Annotated in this window: 17 protein-coding genes; 13 read left to right on the top strand and 4 right to left on the bottom strand. The window is 65.7% G+C overall.

Translation table 11 applies throughout. The features are described from left to right. The first annotated feature begins 32 nt into the window (after positions 1-32). The 13 genes from BM449_RS10705 (at position 33) to BM449_RS10645 (ending at position 9,633) form a co-directional block, all read left to right on the top strand. Positions 33-1,235, top strand: a complete 1,203-nt coding sequence (locus tag BM449_RS10705) for a class I SAM-dependent methyltransferase (RefSeq protein ID WP_071801203.1) — start codon at positions 33-35, stop codon at positions 1,233-1,235. A gap of 308 nt (positions 1,236-1,543) precedes the next feature. Further along, entirely contained in the window at positions 1,544-1,900 is a 357-nt protein-coding gene (locus BM449_RS10700; protein ID WP_071802221.1) for a hypothetical protein, read from the top strand. Positions 1,901-1,942: 42 nt separating this feature from the next. Further along, positions 1,943-2,671, top strand: a complete 729-nt coding sequence (gene atpB, locus BM449_RS10695) for a F0F1 ATP synthase subunit A (RefSeq protein WP_071801202.1) — start codon at positions 1,943-1,945, stop codon at positions 2,669-2,671. A gap of 158 nt (positions 2,672-2,829) precedes the next feature. Further along, the gene (gene atpE, locus BM449_RS10690; protein WP_071801201.1) at positions 2,830-3,078 is read left to right on the top strand and encodes an ATP synthase F0 subunit C; all 249 of its coding nucleotides are present in this window, start codon (positions 2,830-2,832) and stop codon (positions 3,076-3,078) included. A 91-nt stretch (positions 3,079-3,169) separates the two neighbouring features. Next, a complete protein-coding gene (locus BM449_RS10685) occupies positions 3,170-3,640 on the top strand; it encodes a F0F1 ATP synthase subunit B' (RefSeq protein ID WP_071801200.1) in 471 nt (156 codons plus the stop codon). Then, positions 3,637-4,167, top strand: coding sequence for a F0F1 ATP synthase subunit B (locus BM449_RS10680; protein WP_071801199.1), 531 nt, complete (start codon positions 3,637-3,639; stop codon positions 4,165-4,167). Before BM449_RS10685 ends, BM449_RS10680 begins: the two co-directional genes overlap by 4 nt. Further along, positions 4,167-4,715, top strand: a complete 549-nt coding sequence (gene atpH, locus BM449_RS10675; RefSeq protein WP_071801198.1) for an ATP synthase F1 subunit delta — start codon at positions 4,167-4,169, stop codon at positions 4,713-4,715. The genes BM449_RS10680 and atpH overlap by 1 nt, the downstream gene beginning before the upstream one ends. 70 nt (positions 4,716-4,785) lie before the next feature. Then, positions 4,786-6,303, top strand: coding sequence for a F0F1 ATP synthase subunit alpha (atpA, locus tag BM449_RS10670; RefSeq protein WP_071801197.1), 1,518 nt, complete (start codon positions 4,786-4,788; stop codon positions 6,301-6,303). A 12-nt stretch (positions 6,304-6,315) separates the two neighbouring features. Continuing rightward, on the top strand, positions 6,316-7,269 hold the full coding sequence (locus tag BM449_RS10665) for a F0F1 ATP synthase subunit gamma (protein WP_071801196.1): 954 nt from the start codon (positions 6,316-6,318) through the stop codon (positions 7,267-7,269). Then, complete coding sequence (locus BM449_RS10660; protein ID WP_233830665.1) at positions 7,250-8,011, top strand: TIGR02466 family protein; 762 nt, start codon at positions 7,250-7,252, stop codon at positions 8,009-8,011. Before BM449_RS10665 ends, BM449_RS10660 begins: the two co-directional genes overlap by 20 nt. Next, on the top strand, positions 8,008-8,328 hold the full coding sequence (locus BM449_RS10655; protein ID WP_071801195.1) for a 2Fe-2S iron-sulfur cluster-binding protein: 321 nt from the start codon (positions 8,008-8,010) through the stop codon (positions 8,326-8,328). The genes BM449_RS10660 and BM449_RS10655 overlap by 4 nt, the downstream gene beginning before the upstream one ends. 43 nt (positions 8,329-8,371) lie before the next feature. Further along, complete coding sequence (locus tag BM449_RS10650) at positions 8,372-8,557, top strand: hypothetical protein (RefSeq protein ID WP_071801194.1); 186 nt, start codon at positions 8,372-8,374, stop codon at positions 8,555-8,557. Continuing rightward, positions 8,554-9,633, top strand: a complete 1,080-nt coding sequence (locus BM449_RS10645; RefSeq protein ID WP_071802219.1) for a DUF3326 domain-containing protein — start codon at positions 8,554-8,556, stop codon at positions 9,631-9,633. The genes BM449_RS10650 and BM449_RS10645 overlap by 4 nt, the downstream gene beginning before the upstream one ends. A gap of 4 nt (positions 9,634-9,637) precedes the next feature. Here the strand turns inward: BM449_RS10645 and ald are convergent, their stop codons facing one another. The 4 genes from ald to BM449_RS10625 form a co-directional block, all read right to left on the bottom strand. Next, a complete protein-coding gene (ald, locus tag BM449_RS10640; protein WP_071801193.1) occupies positions 9,638-10,777 on the bottom strand; it encodes an alanine dehydrogenase in 1,140 nt (379 codons plus the stop codon). Between the two features lie 113 nt (positions 10,778-10,890). Continuing rightward, positions 10,891-12,606, bottom strand: coding sequence for an NAD+ synthase (locus BM449_RS10635; protein ID WP_071801192.1), 1,716 nt, complete (start codon positions 12,604-12,606; stop codon positions 10,891-10,893). After that, positions 12,606-13,232, bottom strand: coding sequence for a nicotinate-nucleotide adenylyltransferase (locus tag BM449_RS10630; protein ID WP_071801191.1), 627 nt, complete (start codon positions 13,230-13,232; stop codon positions 12,606-12,608). The genes BM449_RS10635 and BM449_RS10630 overlap by 1 nt, the downstream gene beginning before the upstream one ends. Then, positions 13,229-14,536, bottom strand: coding sequence for a DUF697 domain-containing protein (locus BM449_RS10625; RefSeq protein WP_120352853.1), 1,308 nt, complete (start codon positions 14,534-14,536; stop codon positions 13,229-13,231). Before BM449_RS10625 ends, BM449_RS10630 begins: the two co-directional genes overlap by 4 nt. Positions 14,537-14,548 lie beyond the last annotated feature (12 nt).

The following is a 14,548-nucleotide window of genomic DNA, read 5'->3' as shown; positions in this document are numbered from 1 at the left end:
GCTCCCCTGGTCGGACACCGCACCCCGCCGCCATGTCCCAGGCCCCCGCTGACGCCGCCACCCCGCAGGTGAGCGCCTTCTACGACCGCTTCCCCTACCCGGGCGACCCCCTTCAAGACGGAGCTCCGCCTGGATACAACTGGCGCTGGTGTTACGACACTGCCTTCAGTTCCTGCACGGGCCGGCTGCCCAGCCTGGCGGAGCCACCACGAATCCTCGATGCGGGCTGCGGTACCGGCGTGAGCACAGATTACCTGGCGCATCTCAACCCAGGGGCAGAAATTCTGGCGATCGACATCAGCGCCGGAGCCCTGGACGTGGCCCGCGAACGCCTGCGACGCTCCGGCGCTGCGGCTGTGGCCGCCGATCTGCGCATCGAGCAACGCAGCCTGCTGGATCTGGAGGGGGAAGGCCCCTTCGACTTGATCAATTCAGTGGGTGTGCTGCACCACCTGCGCGAGCCAGGCGCCGGACTGTTGGCCCTAGCGGGCCTGCTCAAGCCAGGTGGGTTGCTGCACCTTTTTCTGTATGCAAAGGCGGGTCGCTGGGAGATCCACCGCATCCAGCGGGCACTGCAGGACCTGGGTGTGGCTGACGCTCCAGACGCTGTGCGCCTGGGCCGGCAACTGTTCCAGGATTTGCCAGAGAACAACCGCCTGCGCCGCCATCACGAGCAACGCTGGGCCCTAGACACAGCAGCGGATGCCAACTTCGCCGACATGTACCTCCATCCCCAGGAGACGAGCTACGACCTCGACGGGCTGTTTCGCTTCGTCGAAGGCTCGGGGCTGAACTTCGCCGGATTCTCCAACCCGCAGCAATGGGATCCGGCTCGCCTGTTGCAGGGGGAATTGCTGGAGCGCGCTCGCGGCCTGCCCCAGAGGCAGCAGTGGGCCCTGGTGGAGAGCCTCGATCCAGAGATCAGCCATTTCGAGTTCTTCCTCAGCCGGGGGGGCCTGGAGTGCAGCCTCTGGGACCGCGACGAGGATCTGCTGGCAGCTTTCGGCAGGCGCAATCCCTGCCTCTGGGGCTGGCCCGGGGCGAGCCTGCTTGATCCAGATCTGCGTCCAGTGAAACTTGACCCCGAACCGTTGCAGCTGCTCAAGGCGCTGGAGAGCGCCGCGCCAGGCCAGTCGTTGGCTGACCTTCCACTGGGATGGCCCCCAGCCCAGCTGGCTGAGGTGGGGCGTCAACTGTGGCGGCAACGGCTTCTGCTGCTCTCTGCAACCCCCTGAAATCAACGGCCCTGCAAGCCTTCACGTGATAGGTTCTTAATGCCATTAGCAGAGCTTCAGGGCGTTTGCAGGCTGTCAATTCGGCGAGTATCAGCACCTCCGAAACCCACCCGCTTGGCGGCGAGAAGGTGGATGAGGTGAATGAGGTGACGACGCAAGGTTTTCCTGAAATCCTTGATCGTCGTTCTGCCCTGCTCTCAGATTTGTCCAGGGGAAAGGATGGGGAGCTTGCTCCGCAGAAACCCTCCTCGGCAGCTGATCCAGAGTCTTCTGGCCTGGCTCTGCCAGCCCCTCCCTGTGCCAATGGCATGGACGACTATGCCCGCCTGCAAAGCCGTCTTCTGATGGCCACGCTGATCATTGCGGTGGTGGCTGTGCTGTTGACGACCCTGCTGTTTGGCAGCAGTTCTGCCATCAGCCTGATGGTCGGTGCCTTCGCTGGCATGCTCTATCTGAAGTTACTGGCCCGTTCAGTGGCTCGAATCGGCTCCAATTCCCGCAATGTGGGCAAAGCCCAGTTGTTGGTTCCTGTGGTTCTGGTTCTGGCTGCAGCCCGTCTGCCAGCCCTGGACATCGTTCCAGTACTGATCGGCTTTCTGCTTTATAAGCCGGCGATATTGATTCAGGCCCTTATCCCCGCCAGGGTTTCTTCGATCCCAGGCTGAGCTCACCCGTCCGTCGCAGCAGCGGCACTTCCGTACCCTCCGATGTTTCCGTTGCCTCCCTTCCTGCCACTCGCCGAACTTGAGGTGGGGAAGCACCTCTACTGGCAAATCGGTGATTTCCAGATTCACGGCCAGGTGTTCATCAGTTCCTGGCTGGTCATTGCGGCACTACTGGCTGTTGTGGTGGCAGGAACCCGCAAGTTGGAACGCGATCCCCGCGGCACCCAGAACCTGCTGGAATTCCTCTGGGAGTACATCCGGAACATCGCCCGCGACTACATCGGCGAAAAAGCCTACCGTGATTGGCTTCCATTCATCGGAACCCTCTTTTTGTTCATCTTCGTGAGCAACTGGGGTGGTGCCCTTGTTCCCTGGAAGTTGATTCAGCTGCCGAGTGGTGAACTCGGAGCGCCCACCGCCGACATCAACACCACCATTGCACTAGCTCTGCTGGTCTCCCTGGCGTACTTCTACGCAGGCTTGAGCCGCAAAGGCTTCCGTTACTTCGAGTACTACGTGGAGCCCACGCCGATCATGCTGCCGTTCAAGATCGTCGAAGACTTCACCAAACCTCTTTCTCTTTCCTTCCGTTTGTTCGGCAACATTCTTGCCGACGAACTGGTGGTGGCCGTTCTTGCCTTCCTGGTTCCCTTGATCGTCCCCTTGCCGGTGATGTTCCTGGGTCTGTTCACCAGTGCCATTCAGGCGCTGATCTTCGCCACCCTCGCCGCTTACTACATCGGTGAGGCCGTCCACGAGGAGGCCCACTGATCCGATCGGCCGCTCGCTTGCTTCGGCTCAGGTCCGCCCTCTGCTAAAACTCCTGCGCGCAGGTCCGGTTCGCTCCGGGCCCGTCTCCCTTCGGTGAGATGTCCCTGGCGCCAGCCCTATCCCGCGCTCTCCGGCGCCCCACATCCCCTCATTCCACCATGGATTCCATCACTTCCGCTGCGTCTGTTGTGGCTGCTGGTCTGGCCGTTGGCCTCGGCTCGATCGGACCTGGCATCGGTCAAGGCACTGCTTCCGGCGGCGCTGTCGAAGGCATTGCCCGTCAGCCCGAAGCCGAAGGAAAGATCCGCGGCACCCTGCTGCTGTCCCTGGCTTTCATGGAATCACTCACCATCTATGGCCTGGTGGTTGCCTTGGTGCTTCTCTTCGCCAACCCCTTCGCCGGCTGATCGCGGCCGTCTGCACGCCCGATCACCATCACCGCTTCGCTGAGGGATTTTCTCCTCTTCGAGCATTTTCGATTCCCCCAGCGCTTTCCCCATGACCAGCTGGCTTCTGTTCGCCGCCTCCGGCACACCCGAGGGAGGTTTATTCGACCTCGACGCCACCTTGCCTCTCATGGCGGTTCAGGTGGTGGTGCTCACCTTCGTTCTCAATGCCCTGTTCTTCAGGCCCGTTGGCAGAACGGTGGAAGAGCGGGAGAGCTACCTCAGCACCAGTCGCTCCGAGGCCAAGCAGAAGCTTGCCCAGGTTGAACGGCTGGAAACTGATCTCAAGGCCCAGCTCAAGGAGGCCCGCCAGAAGTCTCAGTCGTTGATCCTCGACGCCGAGCAGGAGATGGACAGGCTTTACCGCAGTGCCCTGGCCTCTGCCCAAGCCGAGGCCAACGCCAGCAGGGAAACTGCCCGAAGTGAGATCGATCGCGAGCGCAAGCTTGCGCTGGAATCACTGAAATCCAAGGCTGATCAGCTCGGAGATCAGATCGTCAAACGTTTGCTGGCCGTGAAATGATCCTTGCCCATCTACCCGTCTGCTCATTGGCTGTTGAAGGTGGTTTTGGCCTGAACTTTGATTTGTTCGAGTCGAACATCATCAACCTGGCCATCGTCATTGCTGGCCTGGTCTGGTTTCTGCCGAAGGTGTTGGGAAGCGTTCTTGAACGCCGTCGCAGCGCCATCCTCAACGACCTGGAGGAAGCCGAGCAACGACTTCAGCAGGCCAATGCCGCTTTGATCGTCGCCCAGGAAGATCTGGCGAATGCCCAGACCAAAGCGGAGCGCATCAGGATTGATGGGGTCGCCAGGGCTGATGCCATTCGGCTGGAGAGCGAACAGCGCACGGTTGAAGAGATGGCCCGTCTCAAGCAGTCGGCGGTGGCTGATCTCGATTCCGAGGCGGCCCGTGTCAGTGATCAGTTGCGTCGGGAAGCCGCTCGCCAGGCGATCGAGCGCGCCCTTTCGATCCTGCCGGGCAAGCTCGATGAGCAATCCCAGGGCCTGCTGGTCGACCGGTCCATCCAAACCATCGGACAAGGCTGATGCCGCTGCTCAATTCGATTGCCTCTCCCTACGCCGATGCTCTGCTTCAGGTGGCTGAGCAGCGGCAGGAAGCCGACCTGATTGCTTCAGAGGCCAAAGAGCTCTTGGTGCTCTGGGAGTCTTCTGCCGAACTGCGCGACACCATGACCTCCCCGGTGATTGAACCGGACGTCAAGAAAAAGATTCTCGTCAGCCTGTTCGGCGAACAGGTCACCCCAGCCCTGCTGAACCTGTTCAAGCTGATGGCCGATCGCCAGCGTCTCTCCTTGCTCGATGCGGTGTTGATTCGCTTCTTGGAACTTTTCCGAGAACAGCGGGGCATCACCCTGGCCAGCGTCACGTCTGCAACGCCGCTCAGCGAAGACCAGCAGCTTGCCTTGCGCCAGAAAGTGATCGCTGTCGCCGGCACCGAGAGTGTCGAATTCGATCTGAGCGTTGATCCAGCCCTGATCGGCGGCTTTGTCGTCAGCCTGGGCTCCCAGGTGATCGATGCCAGCCTGGCCGGGCAGGTTCGTCGCCTCGGCCTGTCCCTGGCCAAGGCGGGCTAGCCCAGCCGCCAGCCGCCACTCTCTCCAATCCCTCCCCTTCCATCACCTCCCCGAGCGGGGACCTGAATCCATGGTTTCCATCCGTCCTGACGAGATCAGCGCCATCCTCAAGCAGCAGATCGAGGACTATGACAAGTCCGTTTCGGTCAGCAACGTCGGCACGGTGTTGCAGGTGGGTGATGGCATCGCCCGGGTCTACGGACTGCAGAAGGCCATGGCCGGCGAATTGCTCGAATTCGAAGATGGCACCGAGGGCATTGCCCTCAACCTTGAGGACGACAACGTCGGCGCGGTGCTGATGGGCGAAGGCCTGGGAATCCAGGAAGGCAGCACCGTGAAGGCCTCAGGCCGCATTGCTGAGGTGCCTGTCGGTGAGGCCATGCTCGGCCGCGTGATCAACCCGCTGGGTCTCCCCCTCGATGGCAAGGGCGAAATCGCCACCAGCGAAACCCGGCTGATCGAATCGATGGCCCCCGGCATCATTCAGCGCAAGTCGGTGCATGAGCCGATGCAGACGGGCATCACGGCGATCGACGCGATGATCCCGATCGGCCGTGGGCAGCGGGAGCTGATCATCGGCGATCGCCAGACCGGCAAGACCGCCATCGCCATCGACACGATCCTCAACCAGAAGGGCGAAGACGTTGTCTGCGTCTACGTGGCGATCGGTCAGAAATCAGCCTCGGTGGCCAACGTGGTGGACGTGCTGCGTGAGCGCGGCGCCCTCGATTACACCGTGGTGGTGGCCGCCAGCGCCTCGGAACCTGCCGCTCTTCAATATCTGGCCCCCTACACCGGCGCGGCGATTGCTGAATACTTCATGTACAAGGGCAAGGCCACCCTGGTGGTCTACGACGACCTCACCAAGCAGGCCCAGGCCTACCGCCAGATGTCGCTGCTGCTGCGCCGCCCGCCCGGGCGTGAGGCCTACCCCGGCGATGTTTTCTACTGCCACAGCCGCCTGCTCGAAAGAGCCGCCAAGCTCTCCGATGCCATGGGCAAGGGCAGCATGACCGCCCTGCCGATCATCGAAACCCAGGCCGGCGACGTGTCGGCCTACATCCCCACCAACGTGATTTCGATCACCGATGGTCAGATCTTCCTCACCTCTGATCTGTTCAACTCAGGCCTACGGCCAGCCATCAATGTGGGCATCTCGGTGAGCCGGGTCGGCGGCGCTGCCCAGACCAAGGCGATCAAGAAGATCGCTGGCACACTCAAACTGGAACTGGCTCAGTTTGATGAACTGGCGGCCTTCTCCCAGTTCGCCTCCGATCTCGACGCCACCACGCAGAAGCAACTGGGCCGTGGCAAGCGCCTGCGCGAATTGCTCAAGCAGCCGCAATTCAGCCCGCTGATCCTGGCCGAGCAGGTGGCTGTGGTCTATGCCGGTGTCAAGGGCCTGATCGATGAGGTTCCCGTTGAACTGTGCAGCCAGTTCGTGCGTGAGCTGCGGGAGTACCTCAAATCCAATGCCTCGGCGTTCATCGAACAGATTCAGACCGATAAGCAGATGAACGACGCGTCTGAGGCGTTGTTGAAGGCGGCCATCAACGAAGTCAAATCCACCCTTCTGGCCACCGCCTGAGGCATCTGAACCATGGCGAACCTCAAAGCAATCCGCGACCGGATCAGTTCGGTCAAGAACACCCGCAAGATCACCGAGGCCATGCGTCTGGTGGCGGCAGCCAAGGTCAGGCGGGCCCAGGAACAGGTGCTGCGCTCCCGGCCTTTCGCCGATCGCTTGGCACGCATGTTGGAAAATCTCCAGTCGCGGCTTCGCTTCGAGGATGTCAGCAACACGCCGCTGCTGGAACAGGAGCGACCCCTCCGCCACATCACCCTGGTGGTGGTGAGTGCCGATCGAGGCCTCTGTGGCGGCTATAACGCCAACATCATCAAGCGCACCGAACAGCGTTTCGCCGAGCTCAAGAATCAGGGCTTCACGGTGGAACTGGTCCTGATCGGCCGCAAGGCCACCGGCTATTTCAAGAACCGCTCCTACCCGATCCTCTCCACCTTCACCGGCTTGGAGCAGGTGCCAACCGCAGCAGAGGCCGGCAAGATTGGTGATGAGATTCTCGCCGAATTTCTCTCGGGAAGCACCGACAGAGTTGAGATGATCTACACGAAATTCGTCAACCTGGTGAGCAGTGCTCCGGTCTCCCAGACCCTGCTACCCCTCGATCCCCAGGGTGTGGCGGCCCAGGATGACGAAATCTTCCGGCTCACCACCCGCGAAGGCCTGCTCACCGTGGAGCGTGGCGCCTCGTCTGCCAATGAGGTTCCGGCGCTTCAGAGCGAATTCCTGTTCGAGCAGAGCCCCGACCAGCTGCTCAATGCGCTGCTGCCCCTCTATCTCGATAACCAACTGCTGCGTTCGTTGCAGGAGGCGGCCGCCAGTGAACTGGCCAGCCGGATGACGGCCATGAACAACGCCAGCGACAACGCCAAGGAGCTCGCCAAGACGCTCACCCTGGATTACAACAAAGCCCGCCAGGCGGCCATCACCCAGGAAATTCTGGAAGTGGTGGGTGGCTCGGCGATGGCTTGAGCTGGCGCTCCAGACGCTCCAGATTCAGCCGCTGTTTCCGCTCGCCCTCGGGCGGGTGGCCCTGGGGCCCGACCCGCTGACAACGGCGGCGATGATGCAGGACGTGCTCGCCCTGCGCGGCAGCACCCTCAGCAACCCGGATCCAGGTTGTGCCTGGACCGGCGATCTCAATGGTGTCTGGCAGCTGCACCGCTTACCTGGTTTTGCCTGGTTGCGCGAACAAGTTGAAGCTCAGGCCTGGGCCTACCTCGAAGCCCTCGGCTTCAAGCTCGAGGAGATCGCCCTGTTCATCCAGCGCAGCTGGCCGGTGGTCAGCGAAGAGGGCATGGTGGTGGGCCGCCATCACCACCCCAATGCCCACCTCAGCGCCGTCTTTTATCTCAACGGCGACGGCTCCGGGCGGGGCGGTTCGCTGCGCCTGTTCGCCCCACGCCAGCTGAACGAGCTCGTGCCGGGGCTGGGTGTCGGCCATGCTGGACCGATCGCCGCCAACCATCCGCTCAATGCGGCCTGGCTGGATGTGGCCCCCGAGGCTGGACTGCTGGTTCTGTTCCCGGCCAGCACCGACCATGCCGTCACGCTCAATCAAGATGGCGACGATGTGCGCCTCTCGATCAGCTTCGACCTGGTTCTGAGCGCCCGTGGGGAATCAGCGCAGGCCACCTCCGCCTCCGCCTCCGCCTCCGAATACCTGGCCCCCCCCCCCGACCACTGGACCCCCGTCTCCCCCCGCCTGTCATGAGTGAGAGCTTCACGGTTGTTGCCGAGCTGAGCGGCACCATGCATACGTTCAGCTGCCGCGCCGACCAGACCGTGCTGGCGGCAGCGGAACTGGCCGGTGTGCCCCTGCCCAGCTCCTGTTGCTCGGGTGTCTGCACCACCTGCGCCGCCAAGTTGAGCGAGGGCACGGTCGATCAGAGCGAAGCGATGGGGGTAAAGGCCGAGCTGCAGGCCGAGGGTTACGCCCTCCTGTGCGTCTCCTACCCCCGCAGCGACCTCAAATTGCTGGCCGGCCAGGAAGATGCTGTGTATGAGTTGCAGTTCGGGCAGTTCCAGTGATGGAGCGGCCCCCGACGGGCCCAAGCCGTTCGCTCCAGGAAGGATGAAGCTGCAGCGGTTGGATCTCTGGCTGGAGACGGCGCCAGGTCCCTTGCTGCCCCAGCTGCTCGCAGCGTTGGGGGAAAAGGGGGAACCGCTGCGCTGGGCGATCACGGCCGCAGAGCCTGCCGCTGATGGCGAGCCTGGTTGGCGCAGGCTGCGGATCGAGGCGGTGCTGCTGTGCCCCTGACCCCGTGTGCGCCCCTGCCCACCCTGCTGTTGATCCCGACCGGGATCGGCTGCCAGATCGGCGGTTTTGCCGGCGACGGCCTGCCGGCAGCGCGGTTGCTGGCCGCCGCCAGCGGCTGCCTGATCACCCATCCCAATGTGATGAATGGGGCCGCCCTCTACTGGAGCGATCCCCGCCTCCACTACGTGGAGGGCTGGGCGCTCGATCGCTTTGCCAGCGGCGCCCTTGCCCTGGCCCCGGTGCGCCAGCAGCGTCTGGGCCTGCTCTTGGATGCGGCGATCGAGCCGGAGTTGCAACTGCGCCATCTGCAGGTAGCCGAGGCCTGCCGGGCCACCCTGGGCCTCTCGATCGGACCGGTGGTGACCACCGATCAAGCCGTCGGGGTGAGCCTGTCGCGAGGGCCCAGCGGCGTGAGCTGGGGCCAGCTCGATGCCCCCGATACCCTGCTGCGCGCCGCCGAGCGGCTGCGCTCGGAAGGAGCCACCGCGATCGCGGTGGTGACCCGCTTCCCCGAAGACGCCGGCAGCGACGCCCTGCAGGCCTACCGCCAGGGCGATGGGGTGGATGCCCTGGCAGGGGCCGAGGCACTGATCAGCCACCTGCTGGGCCGCCACCTCGGCCTGCCCTGTGCCCACGCTCCGGCCCTTTTGCCCCTGCCGCTTGACCCTGGCCTCGATGGCCGGGCCGCCGCCGAGGAACTGGGCCACACCTTTCTGGCCTGCGTGCTGGTGGGGCTGAGCCGGGCGCCCGATCTGGTCGAGCTCTTTTCTGCAGACGATGCAGCCGCCGCCGCGCCGCTGCAGGCGGACCTGCTCCACCCCAGCCAGATCGGGGCGGTGGTGGCACCGGCGGGGGCGCTGGGCGGCCAGGCGGTGCTCAGCTGCGCCGAGCGCGGCATCCCCCTGATCGCGGTGGAAGGCAATCCCTGCCTGCTGGCGATCACGGCCGAAGCCCTTGGCCTCAAGGCCTTGAAAGCAGCGAGCTACGCGGAAGCCGCCGGCGTGCTGCTGGCCCTGCGCGAGGGGATTGCCGTGGAGGCCTTAGAGCGCCCTCTGCCCCCCCTGCGGCCGCTCTAAGAGTTCAGCGCAGGCAGGCCATCGGGTGGCGGGTGGGCACCCCCAGGGCCTTGGCGACGCCGGGGTGGCAGACCGCTCCGTCGACGGTGTTGAGCCCTGAGAGCAGTTCAGGCCGCTCGGTGACGGCTTCAAGCAGGCCGCGGCCGGCAATGCCGACGATGTAGGGGAGCGTGACACTCACCAGGGCTTCGGTGGAGGTGAACGGGACAGCCCCGGGCATGTTGCCGACGGCGTAGTGCTGGACGCCGTGAATCGTGACGACCGGATCGGTGTGAGTGGTTTCGCGGCTGGTGGCGATGCAGCCCCCCTGATCGATCGCCACATCAACGATCACCGAACCGGGTTTCATCCGCCGCACCAGGTCCTCATCCACCAGCGTTGGCGCCCGGCCTCCGGGGGTGAGCACGGCCCCGATCAGAAGATCGGCCGTTGGCACCAGCCGCTCGATCAAGGTACGGCTGCTCACCAGGCCGATCATCCGGCCACGCCGATCCGACTCCAGAGTCCGCAGGCGCTGGGGCGAATGGTCCAGCAGCAGCACCTCAGCGTCCATGGCCGCCGCCAGCCGGGCCGCATTCCAGCCCACCGTGCCACCGCCGAGCACCACCACCCGGGCGGGACGCACCCCGGTGCAGCCACCGATCAGCACGCCACGACCGCCATGGGGCTTCTCCAGCAGATGGGCCCCCACCTGGGCCGCCAGGCGACCGGCGATCTCACTCATCGGCGCCAGCAGGGGAAGGTTGCCGTTGTCGAGCTGGACCGTTTCGTAGGCCACCCCTGTGGTGCCGGCGTCGAGCAGGGCCCTGCCCACGTCGGGATAGGCGGCCAGGTGCAGATAGGTGAACAGGACCAGATCGCGGCGCAGGAAGCCGAACTCCTGCCGCTGCGGTTCCTTGACCTTGACCACGAGGTGGGCAGCCCAGGCCTCTTCACAGCTCACCAGGCGGGCGCCCACGGCGGCATAGCTCTCGTCGCTGATCCCGGCGCCGGTGCCGGCTCCAGTCTGAACACGCACTTCCAGACCGTTGGAGACCAGCTCACTCACCCCATCGGGAGTGAGTGCCACCCGCTGCTCATCCCGCTTGATCTCGGTGGGAACGCCGATGCTCGCGATCGGCGCCGCCGGGTCATTGGCTGTCATGCAACTCAGAAGCTGACCCCAGATTGGCGGGCATCAGGCCCAATTGCAGGGATTTGCGTGGAAAATCCCGTGTTGCCGAGGCAAAGCGCGCCGCTGCGCGTTGCGGAAGACGCTCAGGGTGGCCCTGCCGCAATCGGCATGCGCCAGCCACTGCCGAAGGCCCTGTCGCTGACCTTGAGCAGGGGGGCCGCCTGCCGGCGCTTGAATTCGGCCCGCCGCAACAGCCGGTGCACCCGATGGGCGAGGGAGGCCTCCACGCCACTGGCAATCAATTGCTCAGGGCTGCGCAGATCCTGGATCAGGGCTTTGAGCAGCGGATCGAGTTCGTCGTAGTCCGGAAGGGAGTCGGTATCGCGCTGGTCAGGGCGCAATTCCGCGCTGGGCGGTTTGTCGCGGATGGCCGTGCCGATCAATTCACCGTTACACGGCAGGGCAAAGCTGGAGCGGCAGGGGCCGGCCGCTGGCGAATCCAGCCAGGCACAGAGGCGAAACACGGTGGTTTTGTAGAGATCGCCGATCACGGCCAGGCCACCGTTCATGTCGCCGTAGAGGGTGCAGTACCCCACCGCCAGCTCCGACTTGTTGCCGGTGGCGAGCAGCAGCTGGCCTTGCTGGTTGGCCACCGCCATCAGCAGGGTGCCGCGGATCCGCGATTGCAGGTTCTCAGCGGTCAGGCCAACCGGTGCGCCCTGCAAGGGGCCGCTCAGGGCTTCATCGAAGCCGTTCATCAAGCTGGCAATCGCCACGATCTGATGCCGGATGCCGAGCCTGAGCGCCAGGGCGGTGGCATCGGAGCGGGAGCCCTCGGAGCTGTAGGGGGAGGGCAGCAGCAGGGCCTCCACGTGGTCCCCGCCCAGCGCCGCCGCCGCGATCACGGCGACGAGGGCCGAATCGATCCCGCCGCTGAGGCCCAGCAGGGCCCGCTCGAAGCCACATTTGCGGGCGTAGTCGCGCACCCCCAGCACCAGCACCCGGAACAGTTGCTCGAGCGGCTCGGGCTCGTCTGTGGCCAGCGGCGCCGCAGCCGGAACCACTGGCTCCGCCCCTGGCTCTGGCAGCGACCACAGCGCCAGGGAGGAAGAGGCACAGGGCATTTGCAGCAGAACCTGGCCGGCTCCATCCATCACGAAGCTGGCGCCATCAAAAACCAGCTCGTCGTTGCCACCCACCTGGTTCACGTACACCACCGGACAGCCCAGCCGCGCCGCCGCCGCGGCGGCCAGCCGGCGACGCAGGGCCGGCTTGCCCTGCACGAAGGGGGAGGCCGAAATGTTCAGCAGCAGGTCGGGCCGCTGGGGCAACAGCTCAGCGATCGGATCGGCCCCGGCGAGCCGGTGGCCCAGCACGTCCTCCTCCACCCAGAGGTCTTCGCAGATAGTCAGGCCGATCACCCAGCGCCGGCCGCGACGCTCCACGGCAAGCAGGCAGGCTTGGTCAGCCGGGCGGAAATAACGGCGCTCATCGAAGACGTCGTAGCTGGGCAGCAGGCGCTTGCGGGCCACGATCCGCCAGACGCCAGGCTCCACCAAGGCCACCGCGTTGTGCAGGGCCGGCAGGTGTTCGCCGGCCAGGGGCTCGGCCACACCCACCAACAGACCCAGATCCCGGGGCAGTTCGCTGGCGATGGCACGCAGAACCTCCGCCTGCTGGCGCAGCAGGGCCGGCCGCAACAGCAGGTCACGGGGGGGATAGCCCCAGAGCGAGAGTTCCGGGCTGACCACCAGATCGGCGCCGGCCGCTGCGGCCTGGCGGCTGGCCTCGAGCAACAGGGCCGCATTGCCCTGCAGATCACCGATCAGCGGGTTGATCTGGGCCAGGGCAAGACGCATCAGCGCACGGGGCGGTGGCGAAGGGGATTGGGCCGACCAGGCGGCGCCTGGCTGGGTTCAGGAGAACGGAAGCCGTAGAGATTCTGCTCCCGCAGCATCGGCCACAGCTCCTCGGGCACCAGTTCGGGGTCGGGGTGGAGGCGGATCAGGGAGCTGGCGGTGGCGGGGATCTCCAGCGGAAGGATCTCCAGTTCGCCGCCCCGCTGGCGCAGGCCATCGAGCTGAGATGGGTCCAGCGGCCAGCCATGGCGCGGCACTACCGCCAGGCGGCAGCGGCTGAGAATCGCCTGAACCGCGTACCACGTTTGGATCTGGGGCAACAGGTCGCTGCCCACCACGAAGACCAGCCGGGAGCCCGGCCAGAGCTGGGCCGCCCGCTCCAGGGTGTCGAGCGCCCGGGGGCTGCTGAGCTCCTGGGCCAGGCGCAGGCGGGGATTGGCGAGACCATCGACCACCGCCTGCAGCAAAGCGGCCCGAACCGGCAGGGACGCCCCGTGCTGCTTGAAGGGATTGTCACTGGCCCAGGTGCGCACCTCGGGGTAGTGGTTGGCGAGCCCGGCGAGCAGGGAACGGTGGCCAAGGCTGGGGGGGTCAGCACTGGTGCCGAACAGGGCCAGATCACTCACGGCAGCAGGGCCTGGGCCAAGCCACCGTCGCTGGCCTGGCAGTGACGCAGCCAGCGGTTCACCTGGGGATCCTGCTCGGCCAGGCGCTTGAGCAGGCCACCGGGACCACCGAGGCCGAGGCGGGCCCCGAGCTGGAGTTCGGCCGCCGCCAGCTGGCCGGTGCGACGGGTGGTGTGCACGGCCAGGGCGGCCTGGGCCAGGGCGACCGGTGCGGCAGGCGCCAGCGACAAGCCGCCGCTGAACGGAGCGGCCAGAAGCAGCAGCTGGCGCAGCACGCCCAGCAGCAGCTGGATGCCGATCTGGGTGCCGCCCAGCAGGGCGCCGTGGCCGCTGAGCCGGCCCAGCAGGCGCCTGGCCTGGGCCCCATTGATCTTGAGACCGTAGAGCCGGCAGAGTTGCACCACCAAAGCCGCATCGATGGCCATCGATCCGGCCAGATCCATCAGCACCAAGGGGTTGGTCGCCACGCCGGTGGCCTTGAGTGCGGCAAAGCGGCCGATCAGCCCCTGGGCCGCCCTGCGGTGCTGGCCCAGCCGCCAGGCCTGCAGATGCCGGCAGAAGCGATCGCCGGCGCGCAGGCCGTTGAGCACCAGCAGCAGGCGGCCCCGCTCTTCGAGCAGGGCCAGCAATCGATCCTGGAGCGGCCCGATCGCTGCCGCCACCGGCTCGCTGCGGACCCGGCCATCGCTGCGCAGCCGGGCCCGCCGTGGCGCCGCCGAGACGGCCACCAGTTCAAGATCCCGGGCCGCCGCCGACAGGCGCCCGCGGATGCTCGCCAGCAGCGCCTCCCGTTCAGCTGCAGGCCAGCAATCGATCCGGTTGACCACCAGCAGCAGGGGTTTGCCGAGGCGCAGCATCTGCTCCAGCGCCCGAGATTCCGGTGCCGTGAGGTCGCCATCGAGCACGAACAGAACCAGATCAGCCGCGAGCGCCACCCGGGCCGCCAGGCGGTGGCGGGCAGCAGCGGCCACTTCATCGATGCCCGGTGTGTCGATCAGGGCGAGGCCCGCAAGCCCGGAGATCGGCTGATTCCAGGCTGCCTGCTGCTGCAGGCGGGTGCAGCCATGGGCCAGATCGGTAGCAAAGCGCTCCTCGCCGAGCAGGGCATTGAGCAGACTCGACTTACCCACCCCGACCCGGCCGAAAACGGCCACCTGGAGGCGGCGGGCGGCCAGGCGCTCCAGCTGGCGATCGAGGCCCGCCAGCTCGGGGGCCAGGGCTGAGCGCTCCCGTTCGCTGAGAACCAGGCGCTGGCGCCAGCGCAGCAGCAGAGCCTCGAAACGGCTTGCGCTGTCGGTTTGGATGGCCGGCTGGGC

Source organism: Synechococcus sp. SynAce01 (assembly GCF_001885215.1).
Lineage (GTDB): Bacteria > Cyanobacteriota > Cyanobacteriia > PCC-6307 > Cyanobiaceae > Regnicoccus > Regnicoccus frigidus.
Note: the sequence above shows the minus strand (reverse complement) of the source record. Positions and strands in the feature narration are given on the sequence as shown.

Excerpts from the sequence above, each read along its gene's own strand:
- BM449_RS10705 (WP_071801203.1), top strand. The coding sequence starts at position 33 with ATGTCCCAGGCCCCCGCTGACGCCGCCACCCCGCAGGTGAGCGCCTTC.
- BM449_RS10700 (WP_071802221.1), top strand. The coding sequence starts at position 1,544 with ATGGACGACTATGCCCGCCTGCAAAGCCGTCTTCTGATGGCCACGCTG.
- atpB (WP_071801202.1), top strand. The coding sequence starts at position 1,943 with ATGTTTCCGTTGCCTCCCTTCCTGCCACTCGCCGAACTTGAGGTGGGG.
- atpE (WP_071801201.1), top strand. The coding sequence starts at position 2,830 with ATGGATTCCATCACTTCCGCTGCGTCTGTTGTGGCTGCTGGTCTGGCC.
- BM449_RS10685 (WP_071801200.1), top strand. The coding sequence starts at position 3,170 with ATGACCAGCTGGCTTCTGTTCGCCGCCTCCGGCACACCCGAGGGAGGT.
- BM449_RS10680 (WP_071801199.1), top strand. The coding sequence starts at position 3,637 with ATGATCCTTGCCCATCTACCCGTCTGCTCATTGGCTGTTGAAGGTGGT.
- atpH (WP_071801198.1), top strand. The coding sequence starts at position 4,167 with ATGCCGCTGCTCAATTCGATTGCCTCTCCCTACGCCGATGCTCTGCTT.
- atpA (WP_071801197.1), top strand. The coding sequence starts at position 4,786 with ATGGTTTCCATCCGTCCTGACGAGATCAGCGCCATCCTCAAGCAGCAG.
- BM449_RS10665 (WP_071801196.1), top strand. The coding sequence starts at position 6,316 with ATGGCGAACCTCAAAGCAATCCGCGACCGGATCAGTTCGGTCAAGAAC.
- BM449_RS10655 (WP_071801195.1), top strand. The coding sequence starts at position 8,008 with ATGAGTGAGAGCTTCACGGTTGTTGCCGAGCTGAGCGGCACCATGCAT.
- BM449_RS10650 (WP_071801194.1), top strand. The coding sequence starts at position 8,372 with ATGAAGCTGCAGCGGTTGGATCTCTGGCTGGAGACGGCGCCAGGTCCC.
- ald (WP_071801193.1), bottom strand. The coding sequence starts at position 10,777 with ATGACAGCCAATGACCCGGCGGCGCCGATCGCGAGCATCGGCGTTCCC.
- BM449_RS10635 (WP_071801192.1), bottom strand. The coding sequence starts at position 12,606 with ATGCGTCTTGCCCTGGCCCAGATCAACCCGCTGATCGGTGATCTGCAG.